Raw genomic sequence first — 17,507 nt, forward strand, 5'->3', positions numbered from 1 at the left:
CTGATTTTGAGCCCGCCATGCCGAGCGATTTCGACGGACGGATCCACGTGATTGACGGCGTTCTCCAACTCGAACTTCCCGGCAGCGACGCCCCCGCGACGGCCTCCGGTATGTTGCCGTCGTTCGTCGTCGGCCCCGAGAACGAACTCGTCGTTGCCCCACTGCTGCGGCTGCTGGGCGACCTCGATTTGGCCAAACGCGAGGTCGCCGACGGAACCCAGTTGTTCAACCCGCTGGTGCTGGTCGGCGGTAGCGGCAGCGGCAAATCGCAACTCGTCCAGGGAATTGTCCGCCACTGGCGGCAACGGCTCGACGCGGCAAAAGTCGAGTATTTCACCGCCGCCGACTTCTGCCGCGAGGTCCAAGCTGCCACCGACGACGACCGCCTTCCCGCCTGGCGCGAGTCCGTTCGCAGCCTGCGATTGCTGGTGATCGACGACCTTCACCGCCTGCGACCACGGCCCGCCTTCCAGCAGGAACTTCGTCACGCGATCGATGCCATCGTCGCCGCGGGGGGCATCGTCGTCTTCACCGCCGATCGCGAACCGGTGGCTATCGGTCATTTGGATACGGGACTCCGCGATCGGCTCTCGGCCGGCCTCACCGTCCGCCTGCAGCGTCCAGCCTCGCCGCTCGCCGCGCGATCCTGCAACTCGCCGCCAGCGCCCGCGGCACGGTCCTCACCGACGCGGAACTAGCCCGCCTCGCCCAACGCGAAGCAAGTTCCCCCGCCGAACTAATCGGCCGCGTGGCCACCGCCACAAAGCCGCGACCGGCGGTCGCGGTCCCCCCAACCGAACAAGCCCCGCCCGCCCAAGACCACCGCGAAGATTTCACCCAACTCAAGCAAATCATCGCCGTCACCGCCCGCTATTTCTCGATCACCCAAGCCGCCCTCACCGGCCCCGCCCGTCGCGCATCGCTGGTCGAAGCCCGCAACATCGCCGTCTACCTCGCCCGCCGCCTCACCAGTCTCAGCTACGCCGACATCGGCCGCGGCCTCGGCGGCCGCGATCACACGACGATCATGCACGCCGAACGCCGCTTAGCCGAACGAATCACGCACGATCCGGTCACGCAGCAAGCCGTCGATGAACTCGACCGGCTGCTCCGTTGAATTCGCGCTGAACACCGGAGTTCAGCGCCCATGTGGACAACTTGTTAGCAACCAGTCGACAACGCCTCGCAACTATTGCCGTACCAACAGCCGACTGACGACAACCAACAAACGCCCTCAATCATCGACACGGGCTCAACACGACACGAACACGAAAGCAACGAGTTATCCACCACCGTCTCTATCACATAAACTATTACCACAAAGCGACTTAACAGCAGCCCGCGAGACCTGTCAACAGTAAACGACCTCGCTATTCTTCTGTTACTAACTTTTAAAATACATAAGAAGTAAAAACCGCAGACCGCGGGGATGAACCCCGCGGCTCGCATCAGATAGAAGTCGAACATCGTGGCGGGAACGCCATTCAGTGGTTTGCGTTCCGCCAGTTACCCGAAGGTAAAAACCTCCATGAAAATTTCCTGCGATCGCGAGCAACTCCTGCAAGCCTTCCAGACGGTCGCCGCCGTCGCTCCCAGCCGTAGCCCGAAGCCGATCCTGCAGAACGTCAAACTCGACGTCACCCCGGATGGCGCCTCGCTCACCGCGACCGATCTCGAAGTCGGCATTCGTCACGCTGTCGGCGGCGTCGACGTGCAGGCCCCCGGCTCGGTGGTGCTGCCGGTCACGCGGTTCGGATCGATCCTCCGCGAGTCGGCCGATCAAACCATTCACATCGAATCGGACGGCAACGGCGCCACGATCCGCGGCGAGCGGAGCCGCTTCCAACTCCCCGCCGAGAACCCGGCCGAGTTCCCTCCCGTCGGCGGCTTTGAAGAAACGAGCTACTTCGAAGTCCCTGCTCGGCTCCTCCGCGAACTGATTCGCCGCACAGTCTTCGCCACCGATAACGAAAGCAGCCGCTACGCACTCGGCGGCGTGAAGCTCGAGTTCGATACAGACATGGTCACCGCGATCGGCACCGACGGCCGTCGCCTCGCCAAAATGGTCGGCCCCGTCACGAAGCAAGGCGAGCCCGCCGCGGTGCAGCAGAACACGATCGTGCCGACCCGCGCGATGCAACTGATCGAACGGGCGATCGCGCCGACCGACACCGAGGTGCAACTCGCCGTTCGCGGCAACGAATTCATCGTCCACAGCCCGCGGGCGACGATTTCAGCTCGCCTGCTCGAAGGCCGCTTCCCCGAATGGCGGAAGGTGTTTCCCGAGCGTGGCGTCGGCCAGCAGATCGAACTCGCCGCCGGCCCTACCCACGCCGCCGTTCGCCAAGCGGCGATCGTGACGAGCGAAGAGAGCCGCGGCATCGATTTCACGTTCGGCGACGGTTCGCTGGTCCTCGCCGGCAAGGCGGCCGAAGTGGGCCAATCGCGCGTCGAACTCCCGATCGGCTACGACGGCCAGGAAATCACGATCACGCTCGACCCGCGATTCGTGATTGATTTCCTGAAGGTGCTCGACAGCGACAAGACGTTCAGCATCGAGCTAAAAGATGGCGAAAGCGCCGCCGTCTGCAGCACGGAAGACGGCTACGGCTATGTGATCATGCCGCTGGCTCGCGATCGGTAGGGAATAGGTGTTCACAGAGTACGAAATATTCTCGCTGACCAGAGAATTGCCCGGCATTGTCATCGGAACTACTGGCGTTGTCTTGATGGTTTTCGGTGGGACGCCCTGCAGTTACGTCGTGGAGTTTCCCGACGGGTATGGGGGCAATTTGGGAGAGGAAATGACATATACGGTGACCGAAGACTACATGAAGCGCATGTAATGACCCACTGAGACCACGACGTTGACCATCCCCCCGACAGAACCGCACCCCGACGATTGGAACGACCTGACGCGTCGCGCCCAGTCGCACAAGCGTTGGTTCTACGGCAAGCAGCCGAAAGCAGTCGCCGAGGTGATGTCGCAGTTGATTCAGCGTCGCGGCTACGCCCAGGTCCGTAACCTCGGCGAGTGGAACGACGCCTGGCTAGCCGCCGCGGGCGAAGCATTCGCCGCGGTGACGGAAGTCGGCCAACTCCGCCGCGGCGTGTTGGAAGTCGTCGCCGCGAACTCGCTGGTGATGCAAGAACTCGGCTTCGAAAAAGAACGCATCCTCCAAGAATTAAAAGCCGCCCGCCCCGACGTCGGACTGAAGCAACTCCGCTTCCGCGTCGGCAAAATCGGGTGACCTGTACACGACGAGATAAGAACAAGTCTCTCGCAGAGGCGCAGAGACGTAGAGAAAATGCAGGAGAGTCAGTAAGAACGCTAAACATCACCAATTCCCGCCAATAGTTCTGCTTGGCGTCGATTCGTGCAGCTTAGTTTTCTTGTCTTCTGTTCTTCCTCTGCGTCTCCGCTCCTCTGCGAGAGAAAATAAAAAACCGCAAGCAGTAAAAAATGTCAGAAGCAGAAAACACGCCCCAGCCCGAAGAGAAGAAGCCCCGTTCCACCACGCACGACGGCAATGCCGACTACGGCGCGAAAGACCTGGAGCATCTCAGCGATCTCGAGCACGTTCGCAAGCGTCCCGGTATGTACATCGGCGACACCTTCCTCCGCGGGCTCCATCACCTCGTCTACGAAGTTGTCGACAACTCGATCGACGAGGCGATGGCGAGCCATGCCACCACCGTCACGGTGATGGTCAATGCCGACGGCTCGGTGACGGTTGAGGACGACGGTCGCGGCATTCCGGTCGAACGCCACGCCCAACTTTCCGAAGAAATGGACCGCGAAGTCACCACGCTCGAAGGGGTGATGACCGTTCTCAAGTTCGGCGGCAAGTTCGAAAAGGGCGCTTACCAAACCTCCGGCGGTCTGCACGGCGTCGGCGTCACTGTCGTGAACTTCCTCAGCGAATGGGCCGACGTCGAGGTCTACCGCGACGGCCACGTGTACCATCAAGAGTACCAACGCGGCGTCCCCACCGGCGAAGTCCGCCGCGTCGGTTCGACCACCAAACGCGGTACAAAGACCACCTTCAAGCCCGATCCGCAAATCTTCCCGCAAACGAAGTTCGTCTACGCCACGCTGGTGAAGCGTCTGCAGGAACTCGCCTTCCTCAACGCCGGCGTCCGCATCGCTATCAGCGACGCCCGCAACGGCGAAAGCGAAACCTTCCAGTACGAAGACGGCATCCGCGAGTACGTTAAATACCTCAACCGCGCCAGCGACGCCGTCCATCCCGACATCCTCTTCCTCGACGAAGAGTCTGAAGGCGTCGGCATGCAAATCGCCTTCCAGTACTCGGGCGAGTACACCGAAAACGTCCACACCTACGTCAACAACATCAACACCACCGAAGGCGGCACCCACCTCTCCGGCTTCCGCAGCGCGCTCACTCGCTCGCTGAACAACTACGGCAAGAAAGAGGGGATGTTTAAGGACCTCATCCCCACCGGGGAAGACGTCCGCGAAGGCCTCACCGCCGTCATCAGCGTCCGCGTGCCGCACCCGCAGTTCGAAGGTCAAACGAAGACCAAGCTCGGCAACAGCGAAGTCGAAGGCATCGTTAACTCGGCCCTCGGCGAATACCTCTCGAAGTATCTCGAAGAGAATCCCCGCACCGCCAAAGCGATGGTGAAGAAGGGCATCCTCGCCGCCGAAGCCCGCGAGTCGGCCCGCAAAGCTCGCCAACTCGTCCGCGATCGCAAAGGGGTCTTCGCCGGCGGCGGCCTCCCAGGCAAGCTCCGCGACTGCTCCAGCAAAGACGTCGACAAGTGCGAGCTCTACCTCGTGGAAGGCGACTCCGCCGGCGGCTCGGCCGAAGGCGGCCGCTTGCGCGAGTACCAGGCGATCCTGCCTCTCCGCGGTAAGATCATCAACGCCTACAAATCGCGCGAAGACAAAGTCCTAGCCAGCGAAGAAATTCGCAACATGATCTCCGCCGTCGGCATCGGCATCGGGCCCGATCAAGACCTCAGCAAACGTCGCTACGGCCGGATCATCATCATGACCGACGCCGACGTCGACGGTTCGCACATTCGCACGCTGCTGCTCACCTTCTTCTACCGCCAAATGTACGACCTCGTGGCGAAGGGGCACGTCTACGTCGCCCAGCCGCCGCTGTTCCGCGTGATCCGCGGCAAGAAGGATGCGTACTACGTGCAAACTGAAGAGGAGATGAAGAACCAACTCCTCGAACTCGGCCTCGGCGACAGCGTGTTCGACGACCACGCCGGCAACATCGTCGAAGGCGAACGGATGACCAAACTCGTCCGCACGCTCGCCGCGATGGAAGAAGCGATCATCGCGCTCGAACGCCGCGGCATCAGCCTGCGCATTCACTCCGAACGCCAAGACCTCAACACCGGCAAACTGCCGACAGTGCATGTCTTCCTCGGATTCGAGGAGCATTGGTTCATTGACATGGCCCAAACGCACGCGTTCATCGCCGAGAAGGAAAAAGAACTCGGCCACGAACTGCGAGTCGACTCCGCCCCCGTCGCCACGGCAAAGCTAAGCGACCTCGACAAGCAAGACGAAGCCAACGGTTCCGCCCCTGTCGCTAACGGCGCTGTAGCAGAACCCGAAGAACAAGGCCCCCGCCTCCGCATCGTCGAACTCCACGAAGTCCGCACGATCAACAACATGCTGAGCGATCTCAAGGACCTCGGCTTCTCGATCGAAGCCCTCATCCCGCAAGAACGGACCGGCGAAGAGGGCAGCCGCTTCACGATCCGCCGCGGCGAAAACGAATCGGGCCTCGAAGACCTCCGCGGCCTCCCCGGCGCCATCCGCGAAGCGGGCCAAAAAGGCCTCACCGTCACCCGCTTCAAGGGTCTAGGCGAAATGAACGCGGAAGAACTCCGCGAAACCACGCTCGACCCGAACAACCGCACGCTGCTGAAGGTAAGCATGGAAGACGCCGGCGCCGCCGACGAACTCTTCCGCGTTCTCATGGGCGACAACGTCGAACCACGGCGGGAGTTCATCCAGAAGCACGCGCTCGATGTGCGGAATTTGGATGTGTGATAGAAACGATTCCAGAATGATCTGTGTGAGCGGTGAACCTTGATGTCTTTGAATTGCTCTAGCTCTTTCATCGCGCTCTGATCAACGACCTACGCAAGGTGAACAAATGTCGGACAATCCCCCATTTATGAATGCGTATGGACTAATACCTCAGATATTTGACAGAATTAAGTCTGCAAAAACTCCACCTAGATTTACACAGGATTTCCTGGCCAGCAAATTAGGTTTTTCGAGCGGATCCGGTAGGGCCTTTATTCCGTTTGCCAAGCGTCTTGGTTTTATTGGCAGTGATGGGGTTCCAACCGAGCTATACAGCCGGTTCAGAAACACTGCTACTTCGCGGTTAGCGATGGCGGAGGCAGTAAGGAAAGGCTTCGCCGATCTTTTCTCCCGCAACGAGTATGTATACGAATTGCCGGAACCTGCGCTGCGTGGCTTGATCGTTGAAGCCACGGGTCTTGAGGAAGATTCGCCAACTTTGCGGGCAATAGCAAAGTCATTTATGGAGTTGCGAGAGCTGGCGGATTTTGACAATGAAAGTGACGTGATTGCAGATGCTGATTCGTCAAATTCCGTCGCAAATGGGCCGCCTACGTCCTTGCCTTTGCAGGTTCACCATAATCAGCCTAGTACAATCGGAGTAGGTCTCTCATACACAATCAATCTGAACCTGCCAGAAACTACGGATATCGCTGTATTCAATGCGATCTTCAAAAGCCTTCGAGAGAACTTGCTGCAAAGGCCTTAGCGCATGGCAAGCGACAATGCAATCAAATTGTTTGGGCTTAATAATATAGCCATCGAAGCCGCTCTGCAGTCGTTGGAGAGTGAGCATGGGGTTGATCTTGGGAAGTCCAAGCTCATGCCCGTTGCAAAAGAGGATTTTTATTATCCTCAATTTGATGCTGCGATTCGTTTGCAAGCAGCTTCGATGAGCAAACATTATGAAGTTGTCTACTGCTTGGAGAAGAGTATTCGCGATTTGATAGTTTCAAAGTTGAAAGACGTACAAGGTGCAGAATGGTGGAAAACAGCTGTACCACCTCAAGTGCAGGTGAGCGCATCTGCGAATATGCAGCGCGAGATCGATTCTGGCGTGACTGTTCGGTCGGATCACCCGATCGATTACACGACCTTTGGCGAACTTGGCGAGATTCTGAAATTTAATTGGTCGACATTCGAGGACATTTTTAATAGCAAGCGGGCGGTTGAAAAGGTTTTGAGCAATCTAAATCTTCTCAGAGGTCCAATTGCCCATTGCAGTCCGCTGGCACCTGACGAAGTAGTCCGGCTTCAGCTAAGTGTTAAGGACTGGTTTCGCCTGATGGAGTAATCATTAAAGAAGTATCCTAGCACTTGGCTAAGACGCGATTGTTCGGTCTCCGCCAGCCCATTCGCATTCCTCTTCCAGCCAGTGGTATAATAAAATCAGCCACCCACGACCTGGAAACTGAATCATGGAAACCGTCCGCGGCATCGTCGACCACAATACCATCCGCCTCGTAACCCCTCTCGCCCTTCCCGAAGGTTGCGAGATCGAGTTCGAGCCCCGGCTCGTTGTAGTAGCTTCCACGCCTGAAAGCACTTCGCCAACCGAGCCGCTCCAGTTCTCAGAACAGGGCCTCCGCCAGGTCTACGCCATTCTCAGCGAGCGCTATGATTCGGGATTCTCAGACACTGCGGCTCGTCATAACGAGCATCAGCCATGAGGGGCGTATTTCTCGACACGGTCGGACTACTGGCTGTTTGGGATTCTCGGGATCAATGGCACGATCCTGCTGAACGAGTTTTCGTTGGACTCTTGCAAGCGAACGTTCCGCTTGTGACGACCGAGTATGTACTCCTCGAATGTGGAAATGCCGCCGCGCGGCGTCCCTATCGACAGCGAGTCAGTGCACTACGCCAGCAGCTAACCGCTGCCGGGTTGATCCAAATGGTCAGCGACGGTGAATTGGCCGCCGCTTGGGCCGCCTACGATCGCGGCGACGCGGCCGGCGCCGGCATCGTCGACTGCATCTCCTTCGCCGTCATGCGCCGCCTCGGCTTGACCGACGTCTTTACGAACGACCAGCACTTCGCCGCCGCCGGCTTCACCCCGCTCTTCTAAATTGGTCCGGAGCAGATTTCGACTGCCGCGGCGCCTTGATTACGGTCGCCCCGTCCTACCCGCCAGCGTCGCCACTACCGCCGCCAGCTCGTTCGCATCCACTGGCTTCGCCAAATGCGCCTGGTACCCCGCGAGCAGCGCCTTCGTTCGGTCCTCGCTCCGCGCGAACGCCGTCAACGCCACAGCCGGCGTGCGGCCCCCTTGCTCGTCGCTCAGGCTGCGAACCTTCCGCATGAACTGATACCCGTCGACCCCCGGCATGCCGACGTCGCTCACGATCACGTCGGGTTTTACCCGTGCGATGAGCGCCAGCGCTTCATCCGCAGATCCCGCCGTGTACACGTCGACGCCATGTTGCCCCAGCATTCGCTCGACGAGCGCTCGAGCATCGACCTCGTCGTCAACGATGATGACTTTAAGGTCAGAAATCGGCAGTCGAGAAATGCTCAATTGCCCGTCGCCGGCGACGGCAGGATGAATGCGCTCGCCTTCCCCGTCAGTAACATCAGGCACGGCAATTTGCACCGGCAGGCAAACAACAAAAGTGCTCCCCTGCCCCGGCCCGGCGCTCTTCGCAACGACCGCACCCCCATGCATTTCCACAAAATGCTTCACCAGCGACAGCCCTAAGCCCAGTCCGCCATGTCGCCGCTGCGTGCTCGTATCCCCCTGCCGAAAACGATCGAATACGAACGGCAACAAGTCGGCCGGGATCCCCTGCCCCGTATCAGAAACCCGCACCTCGACATGCGAGTTGACCCGCTCGAGCGACACCTGCACCTTCCCATGCTTCGGCGTGAACTTGATCGCGTTCGACAGCAAATTCCAAAACACCTGCTCCAGGCGACTCGGATCGCCCAGCACCTGCCCGGCCCGCGGATCGAGCACCACCTGCAAGTCGATCTCCCGCGCCGCCGCCGCGGGGGTGACGGCGCTCACCGCCGCGCGAATCGAGTCGCACAGATCGATCGACTGCACATCGAGCCGCATCTTGCCAGTAATGACGCGACTCATGTCGAGCAAATCTTCGATAATCTGCACCTGAGCCCGGCCATTCCGCTCGATCACCGTCGCCGCGTTGGTCACTTCCTCCGGACTCCGCGGATTCATCAGCAGCAGTTGGGCATACCCCATCATCGCATTGAGCGGCGTTCGCAACTCATGCGAGACGAGCGACAAAAACTCGTCCTTCATGCGGTTCGCCTTCTCCGCTTCGCTCCGCGCGTGCCGTTCGCTTTCCAACAGCCGTTCGCGCTCCTCTTCGGCGAGTTTCCGTTCGGCAATTTCGTGAGCAAGTTGCTCGTTCAGCTTCGCCATCCCCGGGAAATGCAGCACGCCCGGCGTGATCTGGATGAGCGCGAGCACCGTCCCCCACGAGACGATCGCCGTGGCAAATTTCACCAAGCCCGCCAATCGGTACACAGGCTGCCAGAAGATGATCGCATCGATGAGGTGCGTCGTCCCGCACGCAAAGATGAACGCGACGAACAACCACAAGATCCGCGGGAACGGCACATCCTTTCGCCGCAAAATGAAAAACGCGAGCACGCACGGAATCGCGGTGTAAGCGCCCCAGATCGCGATGTCGGAGAGAATGTGGAGCCAACCGAGCTCGTCGCTCCAGACGCCGCACTTCCACCGCGGCGGAAAGCCGGTGGTATCAAACGCCCCGGTCAGAATCTCGAACATGAGAAGGCCCCGCGTCGTGCATGCGAAGGTGGCTGCCGAGCGAGAGTGACCGCGCGGCGTCGCCTCATGATATCGGCCGAACCAAGCATCGGCGACGGAGAGTGCGCGAGCCGAATGCAAGCCGGCCATTTCTGCCACCTGCGCAGCGGCAAGCAAATCGCTAACAATTAGAGACGTGCGGATCAGGGATCCCGATGCGCGCCAAGTGATTGGATTATCACCCTAGCCCCGGGCTCCGCCCGGGGGTCGGTCCGCAGTAGGGACGACGTTCCATCGGCATGGAACGCGACCCCCGGGCGGAGCCCGGGGCTAGAGGAATGCGAGCAGCATCATGAGAAGCCACGCAAACTCCCGTTCGACATTTCGTCGCCATTCTGTCGCGACAAAATAGACGAGACGACAAAATGCCAACCATCGAAACCAACGCAAACCCCCGAGAAAACGGCTCTCGAAACGGCCTCACCGTGTCACCATTGCCTTTTTGTCGCCAAAAATCGCACGACGCGACAAAATGCCGCCAACTCTGCCCGATAATCAACGTAACTGCAAACAATAAAAAGACTTACGGAGGAGACACCTCGCAATCGCGCCCCCACCCGGCATTGACTTCCCCCTCCAAAGTGGTATTCTTGCTTCGTACCTCAGGTGCGAGACCGGCCACCAGCCTCCTTGGCGTCGCCGGATCATTCGATTTCGTTGTCGCGGTCCAGCGGCGAGCCTTTCCCATGCGGAAAGGCCCCTCGCCAGCGGATTCCTGCCTTCGACCACGACTGATTTTCTTGCCCCTCGTGGCAATTGCGTGCACCACGCGGACCATGTCTCGCAGCATTTGTTGCTGCAAAGACGCGGTCGAATATCAGTCTCTCACCAGACCGATTCTCGTGTTCCCCGCACGTTAGCAATCAACCGTCGCGGCCCTCGTTCTTTGGCGAGTGCGGCCGCGGTATCCAGTCAAACTCTGCGCACAACCTGCGCGGGGTCAACGCTCGCGTCCGCGGGCAGAAATGAATTTGAGAATGATTAAGTTCGATTCACTCAACCTCGGCCCAGCGCTGCTTCGCGCCGTCGCCGACAAGGGTTACGAGATCACGACGCCGATCCAGGCCGAAGCGATCCCGCCGATCCTCGAGGGCCGCGACCTGATCGGTTGCGCCCAAACCGGCACCGGCAAGACGGCGGCGTTCGCCCTGCCAACCATTCACCGCATCCTCGTGTCGCTGCAAGCGGAACGCGACGCCACGGCGAAGGCCAACGGTCAACCGACCGGCCAACCCGAAGCGGCCGAAGCTCCGGCTGAACCGCAGGACGATCGCCGCCAAGGCAATCGGGCCGATCGCCGCGCCGGTCGCCACCAAACTTCACGCCGTCCGCAAGCTCGCCGCAAGACGCGCGCTTTGGTACTAGCCCCGACGCGCGAACTCGTGTCGCAAATCGCGGCCAGCTTCGCCGTCTACGGCAAGCACACCGCGCTGCGTCATGCCGTGATCTACGGCGGCGTCGGTCAGGGCCCGCAAGTGAAGGCCCTGCAGCACGGTTCCGACGTGATCATCGCCACGCCTGGCCGCTTGCTCGACCTGATGAACCAAGGACACGTTGATCTCAGCAAGATCGAGATTCTCATTCTCGACGAAGCCGATCAAATGCTCGACATGGGATTCATCCCCGACCTGAAGCGGATCATCTCGAAGGTGCCGAAGCAGCGTCAAACGCTGATGTTCTCGGCGACGATGCCGCAAGCGATTCGCGAACTCGCTCACGAATGGCTCGAGTTCCCGGTGAGCGTGCAAACCGCTCCGGTCGCGACGCCGGCCGAGAAGGTCGACCAAACGGTTTACTTCGTCTCGAAGGATGGCAAGATTCGCCTCCTCGAGCAGTGGCTGCAGAACACGGCGAACAGCCGCACGATCGTCTTCTCGCGCACCAAGCACGGGGCCGACAAGATTGTGAAGTACCTCTGCAAGAGCAAGATCAACGCCGCTGCGATCCACGGCAACAAGAGCCAGAACTTCCGCGAACGGACGCTGCAGCAATTCAAGTCGAACCGTCCGCCGGTGTTGGTGGCGACCGACATCGCCGCTCGCGGTCTCGATATCAAAGAAGTGTCGCACGTCATTAATTACGACATCCCGGAAACCCCGGAAACCTACGTCCACCGCATCGGTCGCACGGCTCGCGCCGGCGCCACCGGTTCAGCGATCTCGTTCTGCTCGGCAGAAGAGATTCGTTACTTCCGCGGCATCGAGAAGTTGACGCGTCGCCGCATCGAAGTCGGCGTCGGTCACGAAGACCTCACGTTCACCGCTCCCCCGGCCCCAGTCGACGAGCCACGTCAACAGCGTGGCGGTCAACGGGGTCGTCGCGGCGGACCGGGCGGTCCTGGCGGCGGCGGCAATCGTCGCCGGTTTAGCTCGAACGGTTCGACGGCGCCCGTCGGCAACACGGGCGGCAATGGCAGCGGTAACGGTGGTGGAAATGGCGGAGGTCGTCCCGCCACCGGCGGCGGCCGACGTCGGCCGACCACTGGCGGTCGCCCACCGGCGGCTCGGCCTCCGAAGCGCCGCACCGATGGTCGCCCCGCCGACAGCGCGCCGATCATGCTCGACGGTCCAGCGCCCGCCAATAACAAGCCGCCGGCCACCGGCAGCGGTCGTCGCCCCAAGCGCCGCAAGAAGGTGACTTCGAAGCTGTAAGCCGAGGAGCTTTTGTAATCGCAAGGATTGCGCGAAGCGTATTGGTGTACTGCGCTGAACAGCGAATTGCTGGGAAATTCCCCAGCAATTCGCAGCGCATGCTGCTGTCTAGAAAGCGCTAACGTCGCGCTTGGCGTTTACACTAAGGAGAGTGTCGCGGCCCGCATAGCCGCCGATGCCCTCTCTGGCGAAGGTGGTCGCCTGACACTCAAGGCGGTTCTCGCGATGCATCGCTCGTTGCAACTTATTTTGCTGACGGTCTTCGCTGCGTGTTGTTGCCAACAGCGCGGCGGCGCGCAGCCATACGTCCCAGGCATCGACGTTTCGCTGTTTCAGGATGCGATTGACTGGAATGCGGTCCGCAGCGCCGGCGTCGAGTTCGCCGTCGTCCGCGCCAGTCGCGGCGAGACCTACAACGACCCGCTGTTCCTCGCAAACATGCGCGAAGCGACGAAGGCCGGCGTCCTCGTCGGGACGTACCACTATTGCAACCTCGATACGAACTACGGTTCGCTATCGAACGCTGATGCGATCGCCGACGCCACGGCCGAAGCCAATCATTACCTCAGCGTCATCAAACCCTACTACGACGCCGGCCAAATGCTGCCGCCCGTAGCCGACGTTGAAGGCTTCCCAGACTTCGCGTCGACGGCTCAAGCGAAGAACTACACCTCCGTTTGGACGAAGCAGTTCTCCGACACGATTTACAACTCGCTCGGCGTGAAGCCGATGGTCTACACGAGTCTCTCGAAGGCCAACAGCTATTTCACCACCGCCGTGTCGAACCAGAACGATCTCTGGCTCGCGTGGTGGAAGACGACCGGCACGGCCAACCCGCCGACGGCCGCCGACACGCCGACATGGGGTGCGTGGGACTTCTGGCAGTGGACCGACGCCTGGACGGTCAACGGCATCGAGGGAGGCGTCGACGGCGACTTGTTCAACGGCAACCGCGCTCAACTGGAAGCGAAGCTCAGCGGCCATGGTCAGCTTGGCGGCTTGCCCGGCGGACGGATGCTGATCACCGACTTCGACGGCGGTGACCAGGAAGGCTACTTCGGGCAATCGCCGACTTACTCCGGCTCAAACACCGGCATCGCCTCGGCGACCGCGGAGCGGGTCACGAACCAAGCGCACGAAGGGACCGGTTCGCAGCGGCTCACCGTCACCCCGAGCGCCTCGACGTGGCTGATGCGGTTTTTACCCGGCCTCGGCAGCAACGCTTCGCCCGCGACGCCGGCGGCGAATCTGAAACTCGAAACCACCGGCTCGATCGGCTTCTGGCTGAAGACCGCCAGCACCGGCATGTCGGTCCAACTCGCAATCGACGATTCCGACGGCACGGAGCGCAGCATCTCGAAGGCTATCGTATCCGATAATCAGTGGCATCTGTACGAATGGAACTTCGACGACGACGCTCAGTGGAACACGTGGCTTTCAGGCTCGAACGGCGCCATCACCGGCGCCACGGCGACGATCGACTCGATCCTCTTCTCGGGCAACGCGGCGTCGACGTTTTACATGGATACGATCGCGCAGAATCCCAATGGAAGCTTGGTGCCAATTGCCGGCGATTTCAATCACGATTGGCTCGTCGATAGCCGCGACCTCGATGTTTGGAAGACGGCGTTCGGCGTCACGGCGGCGGGCGATGCGAATAACGACGGCGTCACCAATGGCGCCGACTTCCTCGTTTGGCAAAGCAATCAAACGGCCGTCAACGCCGTCCCTGCCGCTGCGGCCGTTCCTGAACCAACCACGGTGACGCTGCTCGGCGTCGCCGCGTTCTGCGGGTGGCGTCGTCGACGCCATGCCGGGTAAGCTGCTCGGCATGGACGAATCGTTCGAAGTGGTCGTTATCGGCGCCGGAGCGGCAGGGCTGATGGCGGCGACGCGCGCCGCCGAACGGGGCCGCCGCACGCTGCTGCTCGAGAAGAACACGAAGCCCGGCGTGAAGATCCTCATGTCGGGCGGCACCCGCTGCAACCTCACTCATTCGACCGACGCCCGCGGCATCGTCGCGGGTTTCGGCGCCGGCGGGCCGTTCCTCCACTCGGCGCTCGCGGCGCTTGGGCCGGACGAACTGGTGTGGATGTTCGAAGCAGAAGGCGTTGCGACCAAAGTCGAAGAGACCGGCAAGGTCTTCCCGGCTAGCGATCGCGCGCTCGACGTGTTGCTGGCGCTACGGCGGATGCTCGATCGCAGCGGCGCTGAGTTGCGACTCGCGACGCCAGTGCTGGAGATCGCCCGCGAAGGCGACGGCTATCGCCTGTTCACCGACGACGGTGGCATCCACGCCGAGCGGCTGATCATCACCGTCGGCGGCCAGTCGTATCCCGGCTGCGGCACCATCGGCGAGGGCTACGCGTGGGCGAAGACGTTCGGCCACAAGATCATCCCGCCGCGGCCCGCGCTCGTGCCGCTGACGTCGAACGAACGCTGGGTACAAGAACTAAGCGGCGTGACCGTGCCCGATGTGATGGTGCAAGTCGCGCCTGGCGACGAGAAGCCGTGCATGTCCCGCCGCGCTTCGTTCTTGTTCACGCACTTTGGCCTTTCCGGCCCCGCGCCGATGGACGTCAGCCGCGCGATTACGGAACGTCCTCAAGCCGGCCTGTGGAAAGCGATCTGCGACTTCGTTCCCACGGTGAAAGAGCAAGAAATCCTCGACCGCCTCGCTACCGAAGCCGCGCACTCCGGCAAGAAGGGCGTGCTCAACATCATCGCGGAACTCGCGCCACGCCGCTTGGCCGAGGCGCTGATGACCCGCGCTCGCGTCCCGCACGATCGCCGCGCCGCCGAGCTCTCGCGTAATGAACGCTTGGCGCTCGTCGAAGGATTGAAACGGACCGCCATCCCCATCAGCGGCACGCTCGGTTTCAAGAAGGCCGAAGTCACCGCCGGCGGCGTCTCGCTCGACGAAGTCGACTCGCGGACAATGGAAAGCAAGCTCGCACCGAACCTGTTTTTCGCCGGCGAGATTCTCGATCTCGACGGCCGCATCGGCGGGTTTAATTTTCAGTCAGCGTTCAGCACCGGCTTTCTCGCGGGCGAGAAGGCGTAAAGCACCCGATTGCTGCGCAGTTTCGGGGCTGGCGACGGCGCTTGGCGTCAAACTAAAATAAGCCTCTTCGGCTTTGAGACTTTTCTGCATCACCCTGCGAGCACATCCATGGATCGCCGCCAGTTCCTCGCCGCCAGCGCCCTGACCCCGGCACTCACTCTCGCCGCGTCTCGCCTCGGCTTCGCAGCGGAGGGCGACGGTTGGATCCAACTCTTCAACGGCAAAGATCTCACCGGCTGGACGCCGAAGATTCGTGGGCACGAGCTCGGCGACAACTACGCCGATACGTTCCGCGTCGAGAACGGCGTCATCAAGACCGCCTACGACAAGTACGAAGGTCCCTTCCGCGGTCGCTATGGCCACCTGTTCTACAAGGAGCCGTTCTCGAACTACATCCTCCGCATCGAGTACCGCTTCGTCGGCGAGCAAGCGAATGGCGGTCCCGGCTGGGCGACCCGCAACAGCGGCGTGATGATCCATGGGCAAGATCCGAAGGGAATGACGAAGGACCAGGAGTTCCCCGTGTCGATCGAGGTGCAGTTCCTCGGCGGCGACGGCAAGAACCCCCGCCAAACAGGCAACCTCTGCACGCCCGGCACGAACGTCGTGCTCGACGGCAAGCTCCACACGCCCCACTGCACCAACAGCACGAGCGATACCTTCCACGGCGACCAATGGGTGACCGCCGAGATCGAAGTCCACGCCGGCAAGCTGATCCGCCACAAGATCAACGGCAAGACGGTGCTCGAGTACACCGAGCCGCAGCTTGATCCGCAGGACGAAGACGCCAAGAAGTTGCTCGCCGCCGGCGCAGCGAAGATCATCACCGGCGGTACGATCGCGCTGCAGTCGGAAAGCCACCCCGTCGAGTTCCGCAAAGTGGAGCTCAAATCGCTACCGGCCGAGACGGGCGCCAAGAACGATCCGCAGGAACCGTGCGATCCGGTCGAGCTCACCGAACCGGGCTCGTTCATGATCGTCGCTCTTCCCGACACGCAGATCTACGCGATGCGGCCCGAGTGGAACAAGCACTTCCACAACCAAACGCAGTGGATCGCCGACAACGCCGAGCGGCTCAACATCAAGTACGTCCTCCACGAAGGGGACATCACGAACAATAACGTGCCGAAGCAGTGGGAAGTGGCGAAGGCGGCGATGGGCCGGCTCGACGGCAAGGTCCCCTACGCCCTGGCGCCCGGCAATCACGACTACGGCAAGAACGGCTCGTCGGCCGATCGCACGACGATGCTTAACGACTATTTCTCCGTCGAGGAGTTGGCGAAGGTTCCCGGCTTCGGCGGCGTCATGGAAGCGGGCAAGCTGGAGAACAGCTACCACACGTTCGAAGCGAACGGCAAGAAGTATCTCATTCTCGCCCTCGAATGGGGGCCGCGCGACGAGGCCGTGGCCTGGGCCGACAAGATCGTCAGCGAGCATCCCGATCACCAAGTGATTCTGCTCACGCATGCCTACATGTACTACGACGACACGCGGTACGACTGGAAGACGCGCGGCGACAAGCAAACGTGGAATCCGCACGCTTATGCCCAGGCGAAGCTGCCGGGCGGCGTCAACGACGGCCAAGAGCTGTGGGACAAGCTCGTGAAGAAGCACCCCGGCTTCATCATGACGCTCAACGGCCACGTTCTCGAAGATGGCGCCGGCCGCACGTCGACCCCCGGCGACGCGGGGAACATGGTCCATCAAATGCTGGCCAACTATCAGAACCGCGCCGAAGGGGGCGAAGGCTTCATGCGGCTGATCGAGTTCTTGCCCGACGGCAAGACGATCAAGGTTCGTAGCTTCAGCCCGTCGACGAAACGGTGCAAAGTGGCCGAGGACCAGCAGTTCACGCTGAGCCTGTAGAGGCAAATGCGTTGACCGCTAACAGACGCTGATCACGCGCTAATAAATTCT

At 61.1% G+C, this 17,507-nt stretch carries 14 protein-coding genes; 13 read left to right on the plus strand and 1 reads right to left on the minus strand.

Annotated features, from left to right (window positions below; translation table 11 throughout):
* Positions 1-17: 17 nt before the first annotated feature.
* From ACQY7R_RS19960 to ACQY7R_RS20000, 9 genes are all read left to right on the plus strand, one after another.
* The gene (locus tag ACQY7R_RS19960; protein ID WP_428307311.1) at positions 18-698 is read left to right on the plus strand and encodes a DnaA ATPase domain-containing protein; all 681 of its coding nucleotides are present in this window, start codon (positions 18-20) and stop codon (positions 696-698) included.
* Between the two features lie 50 nt (positions 699-748).
* Complete coding sequence (locus ACQY7R_RS19965; RefSeq protein ID WP_428307312.1) at positions 749-1,117, plus strand: helix-turn-helix domain-containing protein; 369 nt, start codon at positions 749-751, stop codon at positions 1,115-1,117.
* Between the two features lie 411 nt (positions 1,118-1,528).
* Entirely contained in the window at positions 1,529-2,644 is a 1,116-nt protein-coding gene (gene dnaN / locus ACQY7R_RS19970; RefSeq protein ID WP_152101682.1) for a DNA polymerase III subunit beta, read from the plus strand.
* A gap of 223 nt (positions 2,645-2,867) precedes the next feature.
* Complete coding sequence (locus ACQY7R_RS19975; protein WP_428307313.1) at positions 2,868-3,251, plus strand: DciA family protein; 384 nt, start codon at positions 2,868-2,870, stop codon at positions 3,249-3,251.
* A 212-nt stretch (positions 3,252-3,463) separates the two neighbouring features.
* Complete coding sequence (locus ACQY7R_RS19980; RefSeq protein WP_428307314.1) at positions 3,464-6,040, plus strand: DNA gyrase subunit B; 2,577 nt, start codon at positions 3,464-3,466, stop codon at positions 6,038-6,040.
* 106 nt (positions 6,041-6,146) lie between these two features.
* Positions 6,147-6,788, plus strand: a complete 642-nt coding sequence (locus tag ACQY7R_RS19985; RefSeq protein WP_428307315.1) for a DUF5343 domain-containing protein — start codon at positions 6,147-6,149, stop codon at positions 6,786-6,788.
* Between the two features lie 3 nt (positions 6,789-6,791).
* Positions 6,792-7,373: a Swt1 family HEPN domain-containing protein gene (locus tag ACQY7R_RS19990; protein WP_428307316.1), complete on the plus strand. Its 582-nt coding sequence runs from the start codon at positions 6,792-6,794 to the stop codon at positions 7,371-7,373.
* A 124-nt stretch (positions 7,374-7,497) separates the two neighbouring features.
* On the plus strand, positions 7,498-7,749 hold the full coding sequence (locus ACQY7R_RS19995) for a hypothetical protein (RefSeq protein WP_428307317.1): 252 nt from the start codon (positions 7,498-7,500) through the stop codon (positions 7,747-7,749).
* Positions 7,746-8,147 (plus strand): type II toxin-antitoxin system VapC family toxin, encoded by a 402-nt coding sequence (locus tag ACQY7R_RS20000; RefSeq protein ID WP_428307318.1) that lies wholly within the window; start codon positions 7,746-7,748, stop codon positions 8,145-8,147. The genes ACQY7R_RS19995 and ACQY7R_RS20000 overlap by 4 nt, the downstream gene beginning before the upstream one ends.
* 39 nt (positions 8,148-8,186) lie before the next feature.
* Here the strand turns inward: ACQY7R_RS20000 and ACQY7R_RS20005 are convergent, their stop codons facing one another.
* Entirely contained in the window at positions 8,187-9,836 is a 1,650-nt protein-coding gene (locus tag ACQY7R_RS20005) for a hybrid sensor histidine kinase/response regulator (RefSeq protein ID WP_428307319.1), read from the minus strand.
* A gap of 1,016 nt (positions 9,837-10,852) precedes the next feature.
* Here ACQY7R_RS20005 and ACQY7R_RS20010 point away from each other — a divergent pair.
* The 4 genes from ACQY7R_RS20010 (at position 10,853) to ACQY7R_RS20025 (ending at position 17,456) form a co-directional block, all read left to right on the plus strand.
* Positions 10,853-12,526, plus strand: coding sequence for a DEAD/DEAH box helicase (locus ACQY7R_RS20010; RefSeq protein WP_428307320.1), 1,674 nt, complete (start codon positions 10,853-10,855; stop codon positions 12,524-12,526).
* Positions 12,527-12,751: 225 nt separating this feature from the next.
* On the plus strand, positions 12,752-14,347 hold the full coding sequence (locus ACQY7R_RS20015; RefSeq protein ID WP_428307321.1) for a glycoside hydrolase family 25 protein: 1,596 nt from the start codon (positions 12,752-12,754) through the stop codon (positions 14,345-14,347).
* Positions 14,337-15,590 carry an NAD(P)/FAD-dependent oxidoreductase gene (locus ACQY7R_RS20020; protein ID WP_428307322.1) on the plus strand — a complete coding sequence of 418 codons (1,254 nt, stop codon included), beginning with the start codon at positions 14,337-14,339 and terminating at the stop codon, positions 15,588-15,590. The genes ACQY7R_RS20015 and ACQY7R_RS20020 overlap by 11 nt, the downstream gene beginning before the upstream one ends.
* Positions 15,591-15,698: 108 nt before the next feature.
* Complete coding sequence (locus ACQY7R_RS20025) at positions 15,699-17,456, plus strand: family 16 glycoside hydrolase (protein WP_428307323.1); 1,758 nt, start codon at positions 15,699-15,701, stop codon at positions 17,454-17,456.
* Positions 17,457-17,507 lie beyond the last annotated feature (51 nt).

Origin of the sequence: Lacipirellula sp., assembly GCF_965279485.1 — a bacterium.
Lineage (GTDB): Bacteria > Planctomycetota > Planctomycetia > Pirellulales > Lacipirellulaceae > Lacipirellula.

Excerpts from the sequence above, each read along its gene's own strand:
- ACQY7R_RS19960 (WP_428307311.1), top strand. The coding sequence starts at position 18 with ATGCCGAGCGATTTCGACGGACGGATCCACGTGATTGACGGCGTTCTC.
- dnaN (WP_152101682.1), top strand. The coding sequence starts at position 1,529 with ATGAAAATTTCCTGCGATCGCGAGCAACTCCTGCAAGCCTTCCAGACG.
- ACQY7R_RS19980 (WP_428307314.1), top strand. The coding sequence starts at position 3,464 with ATGTCAGAAGCAGAAAACACGCCCCAGCCCGAAGAGAAGAAGCCCCGT.
- ACQY7R_RS19985 (WP_428307315.1), top strand. The coding sequence starts at position 6,147 with ATGTCGGACAATCCCCCATTTATGAATGCGTATGGACTAATACCTCAG.
- ACQY7R_RS19990 (WP_428307316.1), top strand. The coding sequence starts at position 6,792 with ATGGCAAGCGACAATGCAATCAAATTGTTTGGGCTTAATAATATAGCC.
- ACQY7R_RS19995 (WP_428307317.1), top strand. The coding sequence starts at position 7,498 with ATGGAAACCGTCCGCGGCATCGTCGACCACAATACCATCCGCCTCGTA.
- ACQY7R_RS20000 (WP_428307318.1), top strand. The coding sequence starts at position 7,746 with ATGAGGGGCGTATTTCTCGACACGGTCGGACTACTGGCTGTTTGGGAT.
- ACQY7R_RS20005 (WP_428307319.1), bottom strand. The coding sequence starts at position 9,836 with ATGTTCGAGATTCTGACCGGGGCGTTTGATACCACCGGCTTTCCGCCG.
- ACQY7R_RS20010 (WP_428307320.1), top strand. The coding sequence starts at position 10,853 with ATGATTAAGTTCGATTCACTCAACCTCGGCCCAGCGCTGCTTCGCGCC.
- ACQY7R_RS20015 (WP_428307321.1), top strand. The coding sequence starts at position 12,752 with ATGCATCGCTCGTTGCAACTTATTTTGCTGACGGTCTTCGCTGCGTGT.
- ACQY7R_RS20020 (WP_428307322.1), top strand. The coding sequence starts at position 14,337 with ATGCCGGGTAAGCTGCTCGGCATGGACGAATCGTTCGAAGTGGTCGTT.
- ACQY7R_RS20025 (WP_428307323.1), top strand. The coding sequence starts at position 15,699 with ATGGATCGCCGCCAGTTCCTCGCCGCCAGCGCCCTGACCCCGGCACTC.